This is a genomic window from Stieleria bergensis, from assembly GCA_007745635.1.
Classification (GTDB): domain Bacteria; phylum Planctomycetota; class Planctomycetia; order Pirellulales; family Pirellulaceae; genus Stieleria; species Stieleria bergensis.
In genome coordinates this window covers 3871132-3889470 of sequence record CP036272.1, presented here as the reverse complement: position 1 = coordinate 3889470, position 18339 = coordinate 3871132, and the positions used below count along the sequence as shown (strand labels likewise).

Genomic DNA, 18339 nt, shown 5'->3' with positions numbered 1-18339 from the left:
TGGCGGGATGGAGCGAGGCGGGACCCGCCCATGATACCAAATTGAGAACCCCGTGGTAAAAGCCGTCACTGGCCGCTGAAAATCAGGTGAACACGGCCGAGCAAACCCGCATCGGCCACCGATTGATCAACATTTCCATCAGCGTGCCAAATGTAGTGGAAACAACTGATGTGCCAGTTGAAGATGTATCGCGGTGTTGACATCACAATTATGATTGATGAGCGACAATTCCGGTCAGGAGAACTTTGACGCCCGGTCGATGCCAGGGGGAAAGAGGTGCTGGTTGGTCGGAAATGGCGTCGTCGGCGTCTGTCTGACGGATCGGCGACACTGTCGGCGATTGACCTTAATTAGCGGTCATTGATCGACAACGGCAAGAAAAATGGCGTCAAAAGGGCTGTGATTCCCGCGACGCTGCCACCGAGATTTGTACAGCTTGATAGGATAAGCCAGTGATGCCTAGCAGTCACAGTGCCGAGCAGTCCCCATTCGGTCTGCCTGATGGAGCTAGGGTGAAGCGAATTTTGGACGATGACCAGCCACAGTCGTTTTTCATTGAGGCTGCGAAGTTTTCATTGACGCTAGGAAGGATGACTGGAAACGATCATTCGGAACACTTGCCGGTACTTGGGATTTATACAACGGGAACCTACAAGCGAGTGCAGTGATTTCGGATCACGCTCGCTTGCCAACACATGCTCACGATACTAAGTCGCTTTGAGGGGAAGGGAACAAGCAATTATGTCGGTTGAAAATGCGGGCAGCAGCCCGACGGCAGACGCCGCGATCTCGGCAGAGGATGCCGCGCAGCTTAAACAAGCCAAGCAACAGATCATCGAGGAACTCTCCAAGATTATTGTCGGCCAGCAGGAGGTGATTCAGGAAATCCTGATCGGGATCTTCTCGCGCGGCCACGTGCTTCTAGAAGGTGTGCCAGGGCTGGCGAAAACGCTGATGATCAGCACATTGGCGCGGACTTTGGACCTGAGCTTCTCGCGGATCCAGTTTACCCCTGACTTGATGCCCGCCGACGTGACGGGGACCGACATCATGGAAGAGGATCGCGCCAGCGGTCATCGTGAATTTCGCTTCATGGAAGGTCCTTTGTTCGCCAACATCATTTTGGCGGACGAAATCAACCGAACGCCTCCCAAGACCCAAGCGTCACTCTTGGAAGCGATGCAGGAACGCCAAGTCACGGTCGGTCGCACGCGGCACCAACTGCCCGGACCGTTCTTTGTCTTAGCGACACAGAACCCGATCGAGCAAGAAGGCACGTACGCGTTGCCGGAAGCTCAGCAAGACCGGTTCATGTTCAAAGTCTTTGTGAACTATCCGTCGTTTGACGAAGAATTCGAAGTGGCCCGGCGCACCACGGGCACCGACGTGCAAGACGTGAAACCGGTTTTGAACGCAGAACAAATCATTCGTCTGCAAGATCTTGTCCGCCGTGTTCCAGTCAGCGACCACGTCGTGCGCTATGCACTGAGCCTGGTTCGCCAAACTCGAATTGGCGATGCGGGCGTTCCGGACTTTGTCGAGGAGTTAGTCGGCTGGGGAGCCGGTCCGCGGGCCGTTCAGTTCATGATCCTGGGAGCCAAGGCACGGGCACTGCTGGAAGGTCGATTCCATGTTGCAGTGGAAGACATTCAAGCTTTGGCCAAGCCGGTGTTGCGACACCGCGTTGTTGTCAACTTTGCTGCTGAAAGCGAAGGGGTGACGAGCGACGAAGTGATCGATCGCATCATCCAGGCTACCCCGACCACGGAAAATGAGCTTTCAAGCGATGCCCGATTCCAAAAAATATTTGCTTCCTGAAGTCACTCAGCGCATTCGTCGCCTGGAGCTGATCGCTCGCCGAGTGGTCGAGGGTTCCTTGGCAGGGATGCACCGCAGTCCCTACTTCGGACAGTCGATTGAGTTTCTGCAGCACCGGCAATACCACACCGGTGACGAAATGCGACACATCGACTGGAAGGTGTACGCGCGCCAGGATCGGCTGCACATCAAGCAGTACGAAGAGGAAACCAATCTGCGGTTGACGCTGTTGGTCGATCGCAGCGCAAGCATGGCGTACGGCGAAGGCGAATCCAATAAGTTCGATCGGGCTGCGTCCATCGCCTCTTCTTTGGCTTACCTTGCTCTCCGCCAAAAAGACGCCTGTGGTCTGGTCACGTTTGATACCGATGTGCGAGACGTTTTGTCCGCCAAAGCCAATCAGCATCAGCTCGCGCGGATCCTGTCCCGTTTGGAAGCAACCGGCGCCGATGGGCGAACCGATCTGGTCAAAGTGGCCAAGCAGGTCGGCCAAGCGCTGCCGCGTCGCGGTTTAGTGGTGATCATTTCCGATTTACTTGGCATTGATTCGCTGGTCGACGGCATGCGCGTGCTGCGTTCACGCGGTCATGATGTCGCTTTGTTTCACGTGCTGCACGATGACGAAGTGGATTTTCCGTTCGATGGAGCCACCCGCTTTGAAGGCCTCGAAACTGAAGACTTCCTAAACTGTAACCCTAGGGCGTTGCGAGAAGGTTACTTGCAGGCACTGGGCGAATTCCTAAACAAAACCCGTCAAGCTTGCGGACGCTTGTCGATCGATTACCTGCAGTCGCGAACCAGCGAGCCACTGGATGCGCTGCTGGCGAAGTTCCTGTCGCACCGTCTCGCACTGCCAAAGCTACGTCACTAGTTAGCCGTCAGTAGACAACCGTCACGACGTCACTGCTCAGCCATCATTCAGTCACCAGTCAGCCAAACTTAAGTTTATCGTCAGAAGGAGCCCTGACCCGGATCATGTTTCTGTACCCCGCTTTAATTGCCGGTTTCGCCTTTGTTGTGGTGCCACCACTGGTGCACCTGATCAACATGCTGCGCCACCGCAAGCGACAGTGGGCAGCGATGGACTTTCTGTTGTCCAGCTATCGTAAGCAGCGTCGTTGGATGCGTTTGCGTCAGTTTCTGCTGTTGTTGGCGCGACTCGCTGTGGCGGCTCTGTTAGTGGCAATGCTGTGCGGCTGGACCGGAGGTGACAAACTGCTGGGAGTGCTGGGAGATCGCAGCACACACCACGTCGTGATTCTGGATGATAGCTATTCCATGGGCGACGTCAGCGGAGGCGTCGTTGGCAATCCGTCCACGGCGTATCGGCGGGCCCTCGATGCGCTGCGCTTGCTGCAAACGCGGATCGCTGCCAGTGAAGGGCTTCACCAACTAACGGTGATTCGGACCAGCAAAGCCAGTTTTGCGATTTCCAAAGGCAATGAATCCGGTGACGCGATCGCGGATCTTTCCGCTCAGACGGTGACCGGTGAGGACGGTTTGCTGGCACGCTTGATGGCCACCGCGGCCTCGCCGATCCGGTGTGACCTCGTGCCCGCCACTGATCTTGCCGCTCAGTTGATTGAAGCGGTTGCCGCGGATCAAACCAATGTTTATGTGCTGAGTGATTTTCGGCAGCGCGAATGGGGCACGCCTCAGCGAATGGTCGAATCCTTCGAAGCGATGTCCGAGTCGATCGACGCGGTCAATATGATCGAATGTGCTGCGACTCCGTCAAGAAACTTAGCGGTGACCAACTTAGAGCCCGTTCAGGATGTTTGGGTCTCCGGAGTTCCGGTGGTCGTCAATGCAACCATTCGGAATTACAGTTCGGCCATCGTCAAGAATGTCGCGGTTGGTGTGCGAGTGATTCGCTACGGTGACTCGGTCCAGGAGATCAACGCCCTGGAACCGTTTAGTGGGCAAGTGGAAGCCTTGCCAGCGATCGTGATTGAGTCGTTGGATCCCGGTGCCGAGATCACGAAGTCATTCCAGGTTTATATCGCAGAAAAGGGGACTCACGCCATTGAGGTCGAATTGCCCAGCGATGCGGTGGCGTTGGACAATAAACGTGTGTGCACCTTGCCGTTGACGGACGTGGAACGTGTCTTGATCATCGATTCGGACGTTGATCAAGGCGCTGCCTATGCTTTGTCCAGTGTGCTGAACCCCGGCGGCCAAGTTCGGATCGGTGCCGTTCCCGACGTCCAACCGCCCGCGTTTCTGCGCAGCCTGACCTTAGACACCTTGAAACCCTACCGAGCCGTTTATCTGGTGGATTTGCCAGAGGTCACCGATGGGGCCGCCGAGGTGCTGAGCGAATACGTTCGCAGTGGCGGCGGCTTGGCTTGGTTCCTGGGCGAGAGCGTTGACGCGGCGCGTTATAACGAAACGTTGCTTGTCAGTGATCGTCAGCTCTTGCCCGGCCGGCTTGACGAAGTGATCGAACTGGACGCCAGCGACGATAAAAAGACAGGCGACTTGGCGTTCGAGGATGACGATACGTTTGTTCAGGCATTGAAGAACGCTGGCAGCTCGATCATGTCCCTGGTGGGCTTGGATCGCAGTTGGAGCCTCGCTCCGCCGCTGGAGGGCGACGAGGAATCCGAGGCGATTCAGTACCGCGTTGCTCTGGCGCGATCGGACTCGCTGCCTTTTGTCACCGAGCATCGGGTGGGCGATGGAGTCGTGGTGACGGTCCTCGCTGGTCTGAACCGCGACGTGACCAACTGGACAAGCGATCCAACCTTTGTCCCTTTTGTCTTGCTGGCCAATGCCAGGCTGTGGAGCGGCGCGGCGTTTGCGACCTCCAAGACGATCGGCTGGCCGCTGGAGCGAACGTATTCCAACGAGAGTTACTTTCCCGAAGTTAAGCTTGCTGCTCCAGCACTCGCCCCGCCAAGACCGGAATCCGAACTGGCTGCCAAACCCATCGTTGATTCCAACGGTCAATCCAGTGCCACCGTCGTCCGCGTTGTCGCTGACGTCGTTGGCCGCATTGCCGCCGGTGAAGCGGATGGGTCCGAAGCCGAGACGTTGCTGCAACCCGGACTGTTTGAATGGGAACTGCTGAAGACCACCGGTGGTGCGGAGGTGATCCCGCTGGCGATTCATATTGAATCCGGAGAGGGGGACCTTACCCTGGCTGACACGGGTGAAGTTCGTAGTGCCTTCATGCCGTTGGAAGTGCAGTTCTTTTCCAGCAGCGATTGGCGGGACCAAAATCAAACCACTCAAAAATCATCCATGACCTTGCTGCTACTGTTATTGCTGGCGTTGCTGTTATTCGCCGAACAAGCGCTAGCATACTGGGCGAGCTATCACGTCGCCTCGGGGGCCGGTCCTGCTGGAGTCATCCATCGGCATCGCGGCCGCGGTGAAGCGCCTGGCGTCTCCTTCGGATTGGCGGCCACACATGGTGGAGGCGATGCGTCATGAACGAAACCATGAGTTCGCAAATCGATTCCTCACGGACCGTCTATGAGTTCGCCGGGCTAGCCAATGTCTCTGGTTGGTGGCTGTGGGCTGCGCTGATTGGCAGTCTGGCACTGATCGTCTTTCTGTGTGTGCAACTGTATCGTCGCGATGTTGGCAATTTGCCCCCAAGCGTTGGCCGCGTGTTGATCCTGATGCGGTTGATTAGCATCGCGGTGCTGGTCTTTTTCTTCCTTGACATCCAGCGTCGGACTCAGCGTGAGATCGTTCGGCCCAGTGAAGTCGTCGTCTTGGTTGATACCAGTCAAAGTATGGCGTTGGCTCAGGATGATAACGTTGGCAGCATCAGCCGTTCGCAGCGGGTGGCTAGAATCCTGGACAAGAGCGACCTGTTGGAAACCCTTGACGGCGAGCATCGCGTCAGCGTCTATAGCGTTGGCGCTGCCGACGAACCCGTGTTGCTGCGAAGTGGTCAGCTGCCGGTCGCAGATCAAGAGTCAGCAGAGAACGCCGCTGCAGAATCCGGTTCACAAGAGCGCGGCAAAGCAGGTGATTTGTCAACCATGATGATCTGCGGGATCATGGCCTTAGTCGTGTGTTTGATTGCCTCGGTGATCTCTCTGATTCAAGGAATTGCCCAAACCTTGTCTCCTGGAGGCTCGCAGAGCCGGCTCGGATTCTTGTTCACCATCATCGCGGTTTCATGGTGTCTGGGGATCACGCTGTGTGGCACTGATTACAGCGTGCAGAGTGAACGTTCGTTCCCCGGGCTGTTGGGAATGGCTGAAACCGAAGCCGCCGAATCGGAAGACGAACAGGAGCCCGTTGCTGGAGAGCCCCAGCCGGAAGCGGTGCCGCAGCAGGTGGTCCTAGACTGGCAAGAAGCCGTGGTGGCGTCTGCTGCACAGAGTCGGATTGGTGATGCGATCGAGGGCGTGTTGGCGACTCATGATCCGACCACGCTTGCTGGATTGGTGCTGTTAAGCGATGGGCAAAACAACGGCGGGCGAAACCTCTCCAGTGTGCTGGGAAGTTTGCGCCGCACGGAAATTCCAGTTTACCCCGTCGGCTTGGGAAGCAGTCGTCCGCCCACCAACGTTCGTGTCGTTGATCTAGATGTGCCCAAACGCGTTTATCCCGAAGACAAGTTCGCCATCAGTGCGGTCCTGCAAGCAACCGGTGGCGGCGAGCTAACCTTCGATGTACAGCTGCTTGACGAACTGGAAGTTCCTGAATCGGATGGCGGCAAAACCTTGCCCACCGAAGTCGTTGACGCCAAGACGGTCACGATCCCTGCCGATGGCACATTGAGCGGTGTCAAGTTCGAACTTCAGCCCGCCTCTGTTGGGAAACGCCACTTGGCGATTCGAGTGATTCCACCGGCCAAGGATCAGAATGAATCCGATGACGCTCGTGATGCTCGCTACGAAGTGGTTGCTCGAAAGATGCGCGTGCTGACCGTCGCCGGTGGACCGACACGTGAATACCGCTTCGTTCGCAACCTGCTGCATCGTGAAGCGTCGATTCGCTTGGACACCTGGCTGCAGACGGGTCAGCAAGGGATGAGCCAAGATGCAGACGCATTGCTGGATGAGTTTCCAGACACGGCTGCGGAGATGTTTGAATACGATGCGGTGGTAATGTTTGATCCCGATTGGACAAAGATCCCCGCCGAGTCCATTGATTTGCTTGATCGCTGGCTGGCCTCGCAAGCCGGTGGGTTGGTGATCGTTGCCGGTCCTGTCTTCCATCCGCGTTGGCAGCGTTTACGGACTGACCCGCGAGTGAGCAAGATTGCTGGCTTCTTCCCTGTCACGTTTTCGGGGCGTGGTTTGTTTAGCAGTTCGGGACGTGAGGGTGGTCAAGATTCTTGGCCATTGGATTTCACGCCAGAGTCTCGGCGTGCAGATTTCTTGTGGGTGACCGATGATGCCCGAGGCAGCTTTGAAGTTTGGGATCGCTTTGGTGGTGTCTATGACTATGTGGGAGTGAAATCCGCCAAGCCTGCATCGAAGGTGTATGCCTACTTCAGTGATCCCACGACGATGATCTCGGATAGTTTGCCCGTTTACTTGGCCAGCCAATTCTATGGTGCCGGTCGAGTGTTCTTCCAAGGCAGCGGCGAGATGTGGCGGTTGCGTCGTGAAAGCGATGTGTACTTTGACAGCTACTACACCAAACTGGTCCGCTGGGTCAGTGAAGGGCGGTTGCTGCGTGATAGCAACCGTGGTGTCATGCTGGTCGATAACAATCGCGCCATGGTCGGAGACACCATCTCGGTGCGTGCGGTGTTGACGGACGAACAGTTCGAGCCATTAGAGTTGCCCGAGGTTAAAGCCAAACTGTTGTCGCCCAACGGTCGCATTGTCGATGTGCGGCTCACGCCGGTCCAGGAAGAAAACAAGCCCGGAACTTACGGTGGGCGCTTTATCGTTCGCGAAACCGGAAACTACCAGCTGCTGCTGACACTTGGCGCTGGACGGAGCGAAGTGGTGCTGGAACAGAATGTTCAGGTCGGACTGCCTGAGATGGAGCTGGAGCGCCCGAAGCGGAATGACGGCGATTTGCAAACGCTTGCTGACATCGGCGGCGGCAGTTACTTAAAAATTGATCCCGGTGTTGATGATCGCCAAGTGAGCAACGAGCTGACGGAGAACATTGTTCCTCAGCCGCAATTGACGATTCTTCCGGGCACACCGGATCCTTTGTTTACCGAGCGTCGAAATGCCGTGATCCTGTGGTTGATCGCGGGCATCTTGACCATGGAATGGGTGATTCGGCGGCTGCATAAACTGGCCTAGTTGTCTCCCTTCATCGATTTGAATTCCCAACATTAGAAACCAACATCAGGCATGCTTGATACTCAACTCCAATCGTTGCTCAGCACGCTGCGTACCAAGGTTCGCCGGTACGTTTTGCTGGACTCTGCGTTGGCGGTCACAGCGATTGTGCTGGGCGGCTTTTTGCTTGGATGTTTGATTGACTACGGCCCGGTGACGGTCGGCGGGACCGAAATGCCGCGGACGGCTCGTGGGGTTTTGCTGGGCGTTGTCATCGCAGTTGCATGCTATGTCTTTTACCGATTGCTGCTGGCTCGGATTGCCCGCAAAATGCCTGACGAAGCGCTGGCGCTGCTGTTGGAACGACAGCACCCCGACTTGGAAGGGCGTCTGATCACCGCGGTGCAGTTGAGTCAGGCGGATCGCCAGGGCGATTCGTTTGCCCCTCAGTTGCTGGACGAAGTGCATCGACAGGCCAAAGAAGCTTCGCAAGACGTTGACATCAGCAAGGTGTTCAGCTCTGACCCCTTGATTCAGAAGGCAATCTTTGCGGTCCCACTGTTGCTAATCGTTTTGGTCTTTGGTGTCGCCAGCCCAACTGCGTTCCTGCAAGCCGTTTCACGTTTGACCTTGCTGTCCGATGCGCGGTGGCCGCGTCGCGCTGATTTGGAAATGGTTGGCGTCGAGTTGCCAGCGGTGGCTTTATTGGCCGAACAGGAAGGCAGCTTTGAGCAGAAGTTATTTGAAGAGGGCGTTGTCCGATTGCCCGTTAGCAGCAGTGCCACGCTGCGGATCAAAGCCAGGGCCGATGATGCCGTTGTCCCAACCGTTTGTACGGTTTACTACGAGACCGATGACGGAGTCTCCGGACAAGCTAACATGCGTCGAGTCGGCCGGCAGCGCGATGGCTACCAGTACTTTGTGTTGGATGGACCCCCGCTGCGTGATCTCAATCAGTCTTTCCAGTTTACGATCATCGGACTAGACGATCGACTGGATGGTTTTCGCGTCGAGGCGATTGAGCCACCTGTGGTTCAAGAGATGACGGTTCGCTGGAACTATCCAGACTACCTGCGCGAGAAAACAGTCTCTGCAGTGGATGGCGATGCCTTTGATCGTGAGACGCGCTACCAAGCCGGTTTACGGATTGAAGAAGGCAGTGCGGTGCGATTACAAGCCACCAGCAGTGTTCCGCTGGGGGATGTTGCCGCCGTGGTCGAATACGCCAACGAACAGTATCCCGTTGACGACTTAACGTACAGCGATGATCGCACCCGTGTTGAGCTGACGATTCCTCAATTGACTCATCCCACTCTGGTCCAATTGGTGCCGGCGGATCAGTCCGGTATCAGCACCCAGAGCCCATTGGTGTATTCCATTGGAGCCGTTCTGGACCAGTCACCCGAAACGCGTTTGCAATTGCAAGGCATTCAGTCGGCCATCACGCCCGAGGCTTTACTGCCGTTCCAAGTCTCAGCAACGGATGATCATCTTGTCACCACGCTCAACTGTATCGCGACGATCACTCGTGACCCCAGAGTGGTTGCCACTGATGCGGATGATGACGAGGCGGCCGATCAGCGACCTGCGGATACAAAGTTGACCGAGCCATTAAAAGGTGACGCGGACGGGAATTCGAGTGGCAGCTTCGACATGCAAAAACTGGCCGAAGAGGGAGTCATCGAAGCATTGATACCCGGTGACACCGTTTCGATCGTCTCGGAAGCGCAGGATGGATACAACTTGGACGGCGAGCACGTGTCTCGGAGTGAAGTGTTTCGTTTAGAGGTCGTCACCAGTCAAGAACTGCTGGCGATGTTGGAACGCCGCGAGCTTGGACTGCGAACGCGATTGGAGCAAACCATCACCGAATTGCGAGGTCTGAGAGACCAGTTGCGACGATTGGAAGGAGGTCGGTTTGAAATCGATTCCGCCGAACTGGACGATTCAGACGACCCGGAGGAATCCATAGACGGCGAAGACAAGGCAGAACAGGCAAGGCAGCGAGCGCTGCAAGTGCTACGCCTGCGTGTTCAGCAGAATCGCCTGCAAGCCAGTAAAACGACCGAGGAATTGCTGGGAATCACCAATGCCTTGGATCAGATTGTTCAGGAACTGATGAACAATCGGATTGATTCGCAGGACCGTCAAGATCGACTGGGCGAGGGCGTGAAAGCTCCCTTGTTGTTGATCGTTGAAGGCCGCATGAATCCGCTAAAAGAACAGATCCTGGCCATGGAACAGGCGATTGACACCCCCGAAATTGCGGTTGAACGTACTCAAGAAGCTATCGCAACGGTTGAGCAAACTCTGTTAGAATTGGATGCTGTGCTTGAAAAAATGCTCGATTTAGAGAGCTATGCTGAACTGCTTGATTTAGTTCGTGGCTTGATCGACGAGCAGGAGAAGTTGAAGAAAGACACGCAGAAGGAACAAGCAGACAGCATTCAGAATTTGTTCGACGATTAGTCACTGATCGCTAGTCTGCAGAAAAGATCTGGTGCTCAATGGGTTTCTTGTGTCCAGAATCGTGGTTGAAGTTTTAACATCCAACTCTCAGGTTGATCCAATGGGAATCCGCTCGGCCAATTCGATGGCTGTCCAGCGTGTTGCGTTGCCAAAGCCGTCTCTGAAATGGCTTTCAATGGTTGTTCTCAGCGCGATCATGTTGTGGACACCGTTTGCTCAGCAACATGCGCTCGGTCAAGACAACTTCCCCGATCCGAATCAGCCTGAAGAACCGGCTCCCGGATCACAGCTTTCTGAACGGCAGTCGAGCGTTGCACAGCGTTACCAGAAACTGGAAGAGTTGCTGCTGCGTTTAGCCGATGTCGAGGCTGCTGAGAATCCAGAGCGAGCGGCGTTGCTGAAGCAGGCCGTCAAACAATCTCGCGATAAGTTTATCTTGCAACAGCTGCAAGAAGCCAGTTCGGCCCTGAAAGGGCAAAAGTTCAGCGACGCCATCGAACGTCAAGATGCAGGCCGTAAAGGCTTGGCCGAGATCTTAACCCTGCTGACCAGTGAAGACCGAGCCAGTCGCATTCGTGATGAAAAGAAACGTGTCGCTGAAATGATCAAGGATCTGAAGCGATTGGAACGGTCTCAACGCAGCACTCGTGCTCGAACGGAAAACGGTGCTGACCTGGAAGGACTCAAAGGCGAGCAGGAATCGATCTCCGAACGCGGCAAGAAAGTGGCCGAGCAAATGGAACTGGACAGTGACCAGGAAGCCTCGGCATCGTCAGAGGCGGAGAGCGAGAACCAACAACAGGGACAGGGAGAGGCTTCTGAAGATTCGCAAGAGGGCGCTGGCGAGGAATCATCTGGCGAGGAATCATCTGGCGAGGAATCATCCGGTGATGAATCGTCTGGCGATCAAAAGCCGGGCGGCGGTGAGAAAGACGGTGACGAGCCCAAGGACGGTGACGATGCCGGTCAGCCCAAAGACGGCGACGAGCCCAAAGACGGCCCCACGGACATGAAGCCCGGCGATGAGCCAAAGGATGCAGGCGACCAGGAGTCAAACTCGGGAGAGCAGGGAAGCGAGTCCGAAGAGCAGTCAGGTCAGTCGCCCCAACAAGGTCAACAAGGTCAACAAGGTCAACAAGGTCAGCAAGGTCAGCAAGGTCAGCAAGGTCAGCAAGGTCAGCAAGGTCAGCAAGGTCAGCAAGGTCAGCAAGGTCAGCAGCAGCCTCAGTCACAAGAAGAGCAAGCTCAGCAGCAACTTCAGGAAGCCATTGAAAAGATGGAGCAGGCTCAGGAGGAGCTGGAGAAGAGCAAGCGGGATGAAGCGGTTGACGCTCAGCGGAAAGCCGAAGAGAAGCTGCGTGAGGCCATTGATGAACTCGAAGAAATCCTGCGCCAGCTTCGCGAAGAAGAGATGGAGCGGGAACTCGCGCGACTTGAAGCTCGCTTCAAAAAGATGGCTGCCATGCAGAGTCGACTGATCGACGACACCACCACTTTGGCTTCCACACCCAAGTCTCAACGCAATCGGCAAACCGAAGTCAAGGCAGGTGATTTGTCCTTTGACCAAAAGAAACTCACCATCGAAGCCGACCGGGCAATGTTGCTGTTGCAGGAAGAAGGCTCCAGCGTAGCCTTCCCAGAAGTCGTCCGGCAGATCCGCGATGATAGCGAAATCATTGCCCAACGATTGAGCAAAACCGAAATTGATGCTGTCACACAAGGCATGCAGGCCGACGTGCTAGCCGCAATCGAAGAGATGATTGCCGCTTTGCAGCAGGCACAAAAAGACCTCGAAAAACAGAAACAGCAGCAACAACAACAGCAGCAGCAACAGCAAGGGCAGCCTGGGGAACAGCCTCTGGTTGATTCGATTGCAGAGCTCAAGCTGCTGCGGACGATGGAAAAACGCATTCAATCTAGCACTCAGAGATACACCGAGCTGATACAATCAGACGATGGTTCGGCACAAGAATTGCTCCCATTGCTGAAAAATCTGGCTGAACGCCAGGACCGCTTGTATAAGGTGACCAGAGACTTGTACATGCAACGCAATCAATGAGCGATCCCTTTCCTCTCCTCAGGTACCAGATATGGCTAATCTGCGACACTCTCGCTGGCTGAAACCGCTGGCTGTTGGTGTTGTCGTTTTGACAACCATGACGCTGTCTGCTGTGAAAGCGACGGCCGATGCGCCAATCGCCGGTGACACCACTTGGGAGATTCCCAGTTTGGATCAGCGGACGAGATCGCTGCGCGAGTCCTTGCTGGAAATCGGCGGCGGACAAACTGCGGTAGACGACCAGGTCCGCGCCTTTGAAGCTCAGATCGCCAGTCAAGACGTCGACGTGCTTCACGGCTTCGTCGAAAGCGTCGCCATGTTTTCCCAGCCCGTCAAACAGTTGGTCGAGTTGGCCGCTTCGGATCTGCTCGCCGCGGCGGCCAGTTTGGATCCATCAGAATCTGGATACACGAACATCGAATCGCTGCCAAAGCCGATCTCGGCTTCAGTGCGTACTTGGCTGGCGCGATCGCTGGTGCAAAATCGATTCTATGATGAAGCTCTGCCGGTTGTCGCAGAAGTGGACATTGCGGATTCATTGGATCCCGTCACCACGTTGTTCTACCGTGGCACTTGCTACCACGCTCTGCTGTTGAAGAAAGAGGCGTTGGTTGACCTGCGTCGTTTGCTGCAACAGGAAGAGAACACACCCGTTCGTTATTCGCGAATGGCGACGATGATGGTCGCGGATATCAAGCCTCTGAAAGAAGACTCGCTGGACGAGATCTCGCGTCTGATGTCCGATGTCACACGTCGCTTGGACTTGGGGCGCGCCAACGATAAGGTTGAAGACCAAGAACAGAAGATCATCGATAAACTTGACAAGCTGATCGAAAAGCTCGAAGAGCAGGCTCAACAGCAACAACAACAGCAGCAAGGCGGCGGAGGTGGCGGCAGCGGCAAGCCATCGGGATCACAAGGCTCGCCCATGCAGGATAGCCAAATCGCTGGTGGCCAAGGCAACGGCAACATTAAAAAGAAAGATCTCGGTGATGGCGACGGTTGGGGCAACCTGCCTCCAGCGGAACGCAAGGAAGCACTGCAGAAGATCAGTCGCGATCTGCCCACGCACTATCGTGATGCCATCGAAGCCTACTTCCGCAAGCAAGCCACCGATCGCTAGCCCGTTTGCCGCAACGGCATCCATTCCCGATGCCTAGATCGTCGGGTGCTTGCACGCACCACTTTCTGTTGCCGTGATTTGTTTTTCGTCAGCCGACGGAGAGACTCCCGGCCTTGAGCTTGCACGCACCAAGTTGTCCGCAGCATCAAACTGGGCTGAAGCGGCGTGTTAGTTTTGCTTCCAGATCTTATCCAGCACGACCACTACGGCTGGATCGTGTGCTTCCAACTGTTGGCGGTTGAACGGGAAAAAATCATTCTTGCTGAAGAAGGCCTCTGTGGTTTCGGCGAAGTACTCCTGAGGATTCGTCATTGCGTACGCGCGATCTTTACGAAGGCGTCCTTTGGAGTCCTGTCGGTCAACGCTATTGTAGCTTCCCGAGGCGAGCGCTCGTTCGTAAGCGTTTTTGATCGCTTCATTGCCGAATCCTCGCTCGCAGAAACGATGGTGATAGGCATGGGCCAATTCGTGCAACGCGAAGTTGGGCATCCGTCGCGTTTCTTCTTCAAAGCGATTGATGTTAGTGAATTCAACGCAGCGAACCATCACCGGGTCGCGGCCGTTCTTTTCCAGCCATCCGGCTCCGGGATGGTACTCCGCACGCTGTCCATGGCTTGGATACGGCGGTGAAAAGTACAACGTGACTTGCTTCATTTTCGCGACTGCGGGGGAAGGCACGACTTCGATGATTTCGTCGAGCTGTTTTTTCAGCAGCCGCAAGGCGGTTTCTGTCTTCGCAGCTTGTTCCTCGGAGTCAAGCAAGCGCCGGTCAATCAAAACTGTCCAGCCAGAGACATCGCGTTTGGTGCGTTTGATTCCGCTAGCGGGTTCGGCGTTCTCAGCGGCGACAGCTTCGACCGGACTGGCAGAGCTTTCCGCGTGAGGGCAGAGCGTGGCAACGAACAATACAACGCATAGCGCAACGAAGTGGAATGAACAGCGTTTCATAGAGGCGGGGCAGGGTAGGTGGGAATTGAGACCAGATGCAGTCGCCTCATTATAGACGGCTTGCCAAACTCTGTCTCCAAGTGGTCTGCGAGCGCCGTCTTCGATCCCAGCACAAGCCTTGCGCTGGCGGATGCGGCGCATGCTTGTTCAATGAGATGCTGTTGATTAGGCGGCCTGTTCGGCGGCCTGCAGGGCGTGCACGAGATCTAAGAATTGTTGCACGCTCAGGCACTCCGAGCGAGCGGTTTCACCGTGCCCCTGAGCCGTCAAGACTTCGTCGATTTGTTCCTTGGTCAAGCGATTCTTCATCGCACTGATCACGTTACTGCGCAGAAACTTTCGGCGGTGAAAGAACAGGGCTCGGACGGTTTGGTGGAAATACGTTAAGTCGCCGATGGCTTCCCGCTTTTCTTTATTCAGAGTCAAGCGAATGATCGCCGAATCGACCTTTGGACGGGGCCAAAACACTTTGGGACCAAGCATGCGGACGACTTCCACATCGCATTGTGATTGAAGCCAAACGCTGAGCGCCCCGTAATCTTTGTTGCCCGGTTCGGCGGCCATCCGGTCACCGAGTTCCTTCTGGATCGTCACCACCATTCCGTCGGGTGGCGGCGTTTGATGCAGCAACGTGGAAATGATTGGCGTGGCCACGTTGTAGGGCAAGTTGGCGACCAATTGAAACCGCGCGTCCGGTCCAATCTGTTCTTTGGCTTCGCGAATCATCTCCATCAAACCGGGACGCAGAGCGTTCTTGTTGCGAAGCGCGTCTCCTTGAATCAGTTTGACGTTATCGCGATGCTCTAATTCTTCGGTGGCCAATTGGTGTAAATTCTTGTCGATCTCCACCGTCAAGACCGCACCGGCAGCATCACTCAGTCGCGAGGTCAGCGAGCCGACTCCCGTGCCGATCTCCAGCACCACATCGGACTTGGTCAAATTGGCTGAGTTGGCGATCAGATCAATGAGATTCAAATCGATCAGGAAGTTCTGGCCGTACTTTGATACCGGGCGCAAACCGGCGGCGGTTAACCGTTTGGACAGATACGTTGCGGTTTGGCGTGGTTGATTCAAGGGAGAGATCTACTTAGTGATAGATTGAATGGACTCGGGAAGGTCTTCGTCGCCGATCATGCCTAACGATCGCTGAACGTACTTGGCCAAAATGTCGGTTTCCAAATTCACGGGATCGCCAACGCTTAAATTGCCCAGACTGGTGACGGATAATGTGTGTGGAATCAAGGCGACTGAAAACTGTTCGTCGGTTACTTCGACCACCGTCAAGGAAACGCCGTCGATGGCGATACTGCCTTTGGCGGCAACTTGGCTGGCGTAACGCTTGGGGAGCTTAAAATGCAAATTCGCCCAAGGTGGATCTTCAATGCGCGACACCAGCTGGCCTTGGCAATCGATGTGTCCGCTCACATAGTGCCCACCCATGCGGGCGCCGATGGCCAGTGAGCGTTCCAGGTTGACCTCGCTGCCCGATTTCAGCAATCCCAGGTTGGTGCGCGACAAGGTTTCCTCGCCGGCTTCGAAATCCAAGACGTCGCCGTCGATGGCGATGACGGTCAAACAGCACCCATTGATGCAGATGCTGTCTCCGATCGCGACATCGCTGGCGATCAGTTCCGAACGGACGCGCAGTCGCTTTCCCGGGGGGGCGCTGATCACATCGGCGATCTGGCCTTTGGTTTCAACCAATCCAGTGAACATAAGACGATCCCAGTGGAGGGAATTTCCTCAGTAAGGTGTGTCGGCTAGTCAGCGAGCAACGCATTGGACAAAATGCCCAGCGAATCGACAAGCGCTGCGTCGCGTGGCAACGTCACGGATCGTCACGTTTTAAAACGACGATCACCTGATGCGGGTCTCGCGGCAAACTGTAGCGATTGCATTTGATGTGATCTCCTTCATTTTTCCCGATGGGGGATGAAGGAATGACGATCCTGGCTTAAAACCCCAGCAGCACTTCACGGCTCTGTGCCGGTTGCATCGATTGATCGGTGACAATTTTGGCAGAGAACGTGGTGAAGTGCTCTTCAGAACCAAATTTAGCTGGTTTTGGAGCTGGAAACAGTGCTGATTCACGCCGCTTTTTCGTTCGTCGCCCGGATATCCCGTTGCCAGGCAGTGTAAATTGCGACGCGTCGGCGGCCCGTGCAGTTGAGATTGTGCGATTGTGATGTCGTGCAATGGATGCGGTGCGATTCATATGGTGCGATTGACGCGGTGGAATTGAAACCGTGCGATTGATACCGGACACAGCTTTCCCCATTCCCTACTAAGAATTCACCAAAGAGGTCATTGCGATGACGCTGATCGAAGCCATTCACGCCCGTCAAATTCTTGATAGCCGCGGCAACCCAACCATCGAATGTGAAGTGCTGTTGGAAGACGGCGCTCACGGGCGTGCAGCTGTCCCCAGCGGTGCCAGCACCGGTGCTCACGAAGCTTGGGAATTGCGTGACGGCGACAAAAGCGTCTTCATGGGCAAGGGTGTCACCAAGGCCGTTGAAAACGTCAACGAAAAAATCGGCCAGCATCTCGAAGGCATGGATGCATTGGATCAAGCCGAGATCGACGGCGCGATGCTGGCTCTTGACGGCACCGACAACAAAAGCAACCTCGGTGCGAACGCCATCTTGGGTGTTTCCTTGGCAACCGCGCACGCTGCGGCGGCTTCAACTGGTCAACCCTTGTTCCGTTACCTCGGTGGCGTTGGCGCTCGTTTGTTGCCTGCTCCAATGATGAACATTATCAATGGTGGCGAGCACGCAGATAACTCTGTCGACATTCAAGAGTTCATGGTCATGCCATTGGGCTTCGAACGATTCAGCGACGCGCTTCGCTGTGGAACTGAAATCTTCCACAATCTGAAGAAAGTCCTCAGCAGCAAAGGCTATAACACTGCCGTTGGTGATGAAGGTGGTTTTGCTCCCGACTTGAAGAGCAACCAGGAAGCTTTGGATGTCATCATGCAAGCCATCGATCAAGCTGGCTACAAAGCCGGCGAACAAGTTTGGATCGCACTCGATGCTGCATCCACTGAGTTCTACGATCGTGACAAGCAGAAGTACTCCATCGACGGCAAAGAACTCTCGGGCGACGAAATGGTCGACTTCTTGGCTGACTGGTGTGACAAATACCCCATCTGCAGCATCGAAGATGGTTGCGACGAAGATGACTGGGCAACTTGGAAGAAACTGACCGACCGCGTCGGTGACAAGGTGCAACTCGTTGGCGACGATCTGTTCGTGACCAACGTCAACCGTCTGCAAAAGGGGATCGACGATGGAATCGCAAACAGCATCTTGATCAAGGTCAACCAAATTGGCTCGCTGACCGAAACCATCGACGCGATCCAATTGGCTGGTCGTCATGGCTATACCGCTGTGACCAGTCACCGAAGTGGTGAAACCGAAGACAGCACCATCGCTGACTTGGCCGTCGCGCTTTGCACTGGCCAAATCAAAACCGGTTCTGCAAGTCGAAGTGACCGGATGGCGAAGTACAACCAGCTGCTTCGCATCGAAGAAATGCTCGGCGACGCGGCTCTGTACGGCGGACCTCACTTCGCAGCCAAACTGAAATAGCCAAGCAGCAGAGACGCGGCCAGAATCGACCGGCGGCTAGTCCATCCGCCGTTTTGGCGTTCGCCACGGTTTCGATCAGCAACACTCTCCCGCTTGCGGGAGTGTCGGACG

13 protein-coding genes are annotated in these 18339 nt (G+C 55.5%); 9 read left to right on the top strand and 4 right to left on the bottom strand.

Annotated features, from left to right (window positions below):
• Positions 1-65: 65 nt before the first annotated feature.
• Complete coding sequence (locus SV7mr_RS25395) at positions 66-203, bottom strand: hypothetical protein (protein ID WP_419187355.1); 138 nt, start codon at positions 201-203, stop codon at positions 66-68.
• A 252-nt stretch (positions 204-455) separates the two neighbouring features.
• On the opposite strand from SV7mr_RS25395, the gene SV7mr_RS25390 reads away from it, so the two are divergent.
• From SV7mr_RS25390 to SV7mr_RS13495, 8 genes are all read left to right on the top strand, one after another.
• Positions 456-668, top strand: coding sequence for a hypothetical protein (locus tag SV7mr_RS25390; protein WP_419187354.1), 213 nt, complete (start codon positions 456-458; stop codon positions 666-668).
• Positions 669-741: 73 nt separating this feature from the next.
• The gene (locus SV7mr_RS13525) at positions 742-1818 is read left to right on the top strand and encodes an AAA family ATPase (protein ID WP_145272966.1); all 1077 of its coding nucleotides are present in this window, start codon (positions 742-744) and stop codon (positions 1816-1818) included.
• Complete coding sequence (locus tag SV7mr_RS13520; RefSeq protein WP_145278413.1) at positions 1808-2689, top strand: DUF58 domain-containing protein; 882 nt, start codon at positions 1808-1810, stop codon at positions 2687-2689. The genes SV7mr_RS13525 and SV7mr_RS13520 overlap by 11 nt, the downstream gene beginning before the upstream one ends.
• A gap of 104 nt (positions 2690-2793) precedes the next feature.
• Positions 2794-5256, top strand: coding sequence for a BatA domain-containing protein (locus SV7mr_RS13515; RefSeq protein ID WP_145272963.1), 2463 nt, complete (start codon positions 2794-2796; stop codon positions 5254-5256).
• 8 nt (positions 5257-5264) lie between these two features.
• Positions 5265-8054, top strand: coding sequence for a VWA domain-containing protein (locus tag SV7mr_RS13510; protein ID WP_145272960.1), 2790 nt, complete (start codon positions 5265-5267; stop codon positions 8052-8054).
• A 51-nt stretch (positions 8055-8105) separates the two neighbouring features.
• Positions 8106-10502, top strand: a complete 2397-nt coding sequence (locus SV7mr_RS13505; RefSeq protein WP_145272957.1) for a polyketide synthase — start codon at positions 8106-8108, stop codon at positions 10500-10502.
• Positions 10503-10602: 100 nt separating this feature from the next.
• Complete coding sequence (locus SV7mr_RS13500) at positions 10603-12561, top strand: coiled-coil domain-containing protein (protein ID WP_145272952.1); 1959 nt, start codon at positions 10603-10605, stop codon at positions 12559-12561.
• A gap of 31 nt (positions 12562-12592) precedes the next feature.
• A complete protein-coding gene (locus SV7mr_RS13495; protein WP_145272949.1) occupies positions 12593-13684 on the top strand; it encodes a hypothetical protein in 1092 nt (363 codons plus the stop codon).
• Positions 13685-13852: 168 nt separating this feature from the next.
• On the opposite strand, the gene SV7mr_RS13490 is transcribed toward SV7mr_RS13495, so the two are convergent.
• The 3 genes from SV7mr_RS13490 to SV7mr_RS13480 all read right to left on the bottom strand — a co-directional run bounded on the left by SV7mr_RS13490 (position 13853) and on the right by SV7mr_RS13480 (position 16348).
• Positions 13853-14632 carry a M90 metallopeptidase family protein gene (locus SV7mr_RS13490; protein ID WP_145272946.1) on the bottom strand — a complete coding sequence of 260 codons (780 nt, stop codon included), beginning with the start codon at positions 14630-14632 and terminating at the stop codon, positions 13853-13855.
• Between the two features lie 165 nt (positions 14633-14797).
• The gene (gene rsmA, locus SV7mr_RS13485) at positions 14798-15706 is read right to left on the bottom strand and encodes a 16S rRNA (adenine(1518)-N(6)/adenine(1519)-N(6))-dimethyltransferase RsmA (protein ID WP_419187353.1); all 909 of its coding nucleotides are present in this window, start codon (positions 15704-15706) and stop codon (positions 14798-14800) included.
• A 9-nt stretch (positions 15707-15715) separates the two neighbouring features.
• The gene (locus SV7mr_RS13480) at positions 15716-16348 is read right to left on the bottom strand and encodes a riboflavin synthase (protein WP_145272943.1); all 633 of its coding nucleotides are present in this window, start codon (positions 16346-16348) and stop codon (positions 15716-15718) included.
• Positions 16349-16944: 596 nt separating this feature from the next.
• Between SV7mr_RS13480 and eno the strand changes: the two genes are divergently transcribed.
• On the top strand, positions 16945-18228 hold the full coding sequence (gene eno, locus SV7mr_RS13475; RefSeq protein WP_145272940.1) for a phosphopyruvate hydratase: 1284 nt from the start codon (positions 16945-16947) through the stop codon (positions 18226-18228).
• Positions 18229-18339 lie beyond the last annotated feature (111 nt).

Coding starts and splice junctions, on each gene's coding strand:
- SV7mr_RS13495 (WP_145272949.1), top strand. CDS start 12,593: ATGGCTAATCTGCGACACTCTCGCTGGCTGAAACCGCTGGCTGTTGGT.
- SV7mr_RS13500 (WP_145272952.1), top strand. CDS start 10,603: ATGGGAATCCGCTCGGCCAATTCGATGGCTGTCCAGCGTGTTGCGTTG.
- SV7mr_RS13480 (WP_145272943.1), bottom strand. CDS start 16,348: ATGTTCACTGGATTGGTTGAAACCAAAGGCCAGATCGCCGATGTGATC.
- SV7mr_RS13505 (WP_145272957.1), top strand. CDS start 8,106: ATGCTTGATACTCAACTCCAATCGTTGCTCAGCACGCTGCGTACCAAG.
- SV7mr_RS13490 (WP_145272946.1), bottom strand. CDS start 14,632: ATGAAACGCTGTTCATTCCACTTCGTTGCGCTATGCGTTGTATTGTTC.
- SV7mr_RS13510 (WP_145272960.1), top strand. CDS start 5,265: ATGAGTTCGCAAATCGATTCCTCACGGACCGTCTATGAGTTCGCCGGG.
- SV7mr_RS13525 (WP_145272966.1), top strand. CDS start 742: ATGTCGGTTGAAAATGCGGGCAGCAGCCCGACGGCAGACGCCGCGATC.
- SV7mr_RS25390 (WP_419187354.1), top strand. CDS start 456: ATGCCTAGCAGTCACAGTGCCGAGCAGTCCCCATTCGGTCTGCCTGAT.
- SV7mr_RS25395 (WP_419187355.1), bottom strand. CDS start 203: ATGTCAACACCGCGATACATCTTCAACTGGCACATCAGTTGTTTCCAC.
- eno (WP_145272940.1), top strand. CDS start 16,945: ATGACGCTGATCGAAGCCATTCACGCCCGTCAAATTCTTGATAGCCGC.
- SV7mr_RS13515 (WP_145272963.1), top strand. CDS start 2,794: ATGTTTCTGTACCCCGCTTTAATTGCCGGTTTCGCCTTTGTTGTGGTG.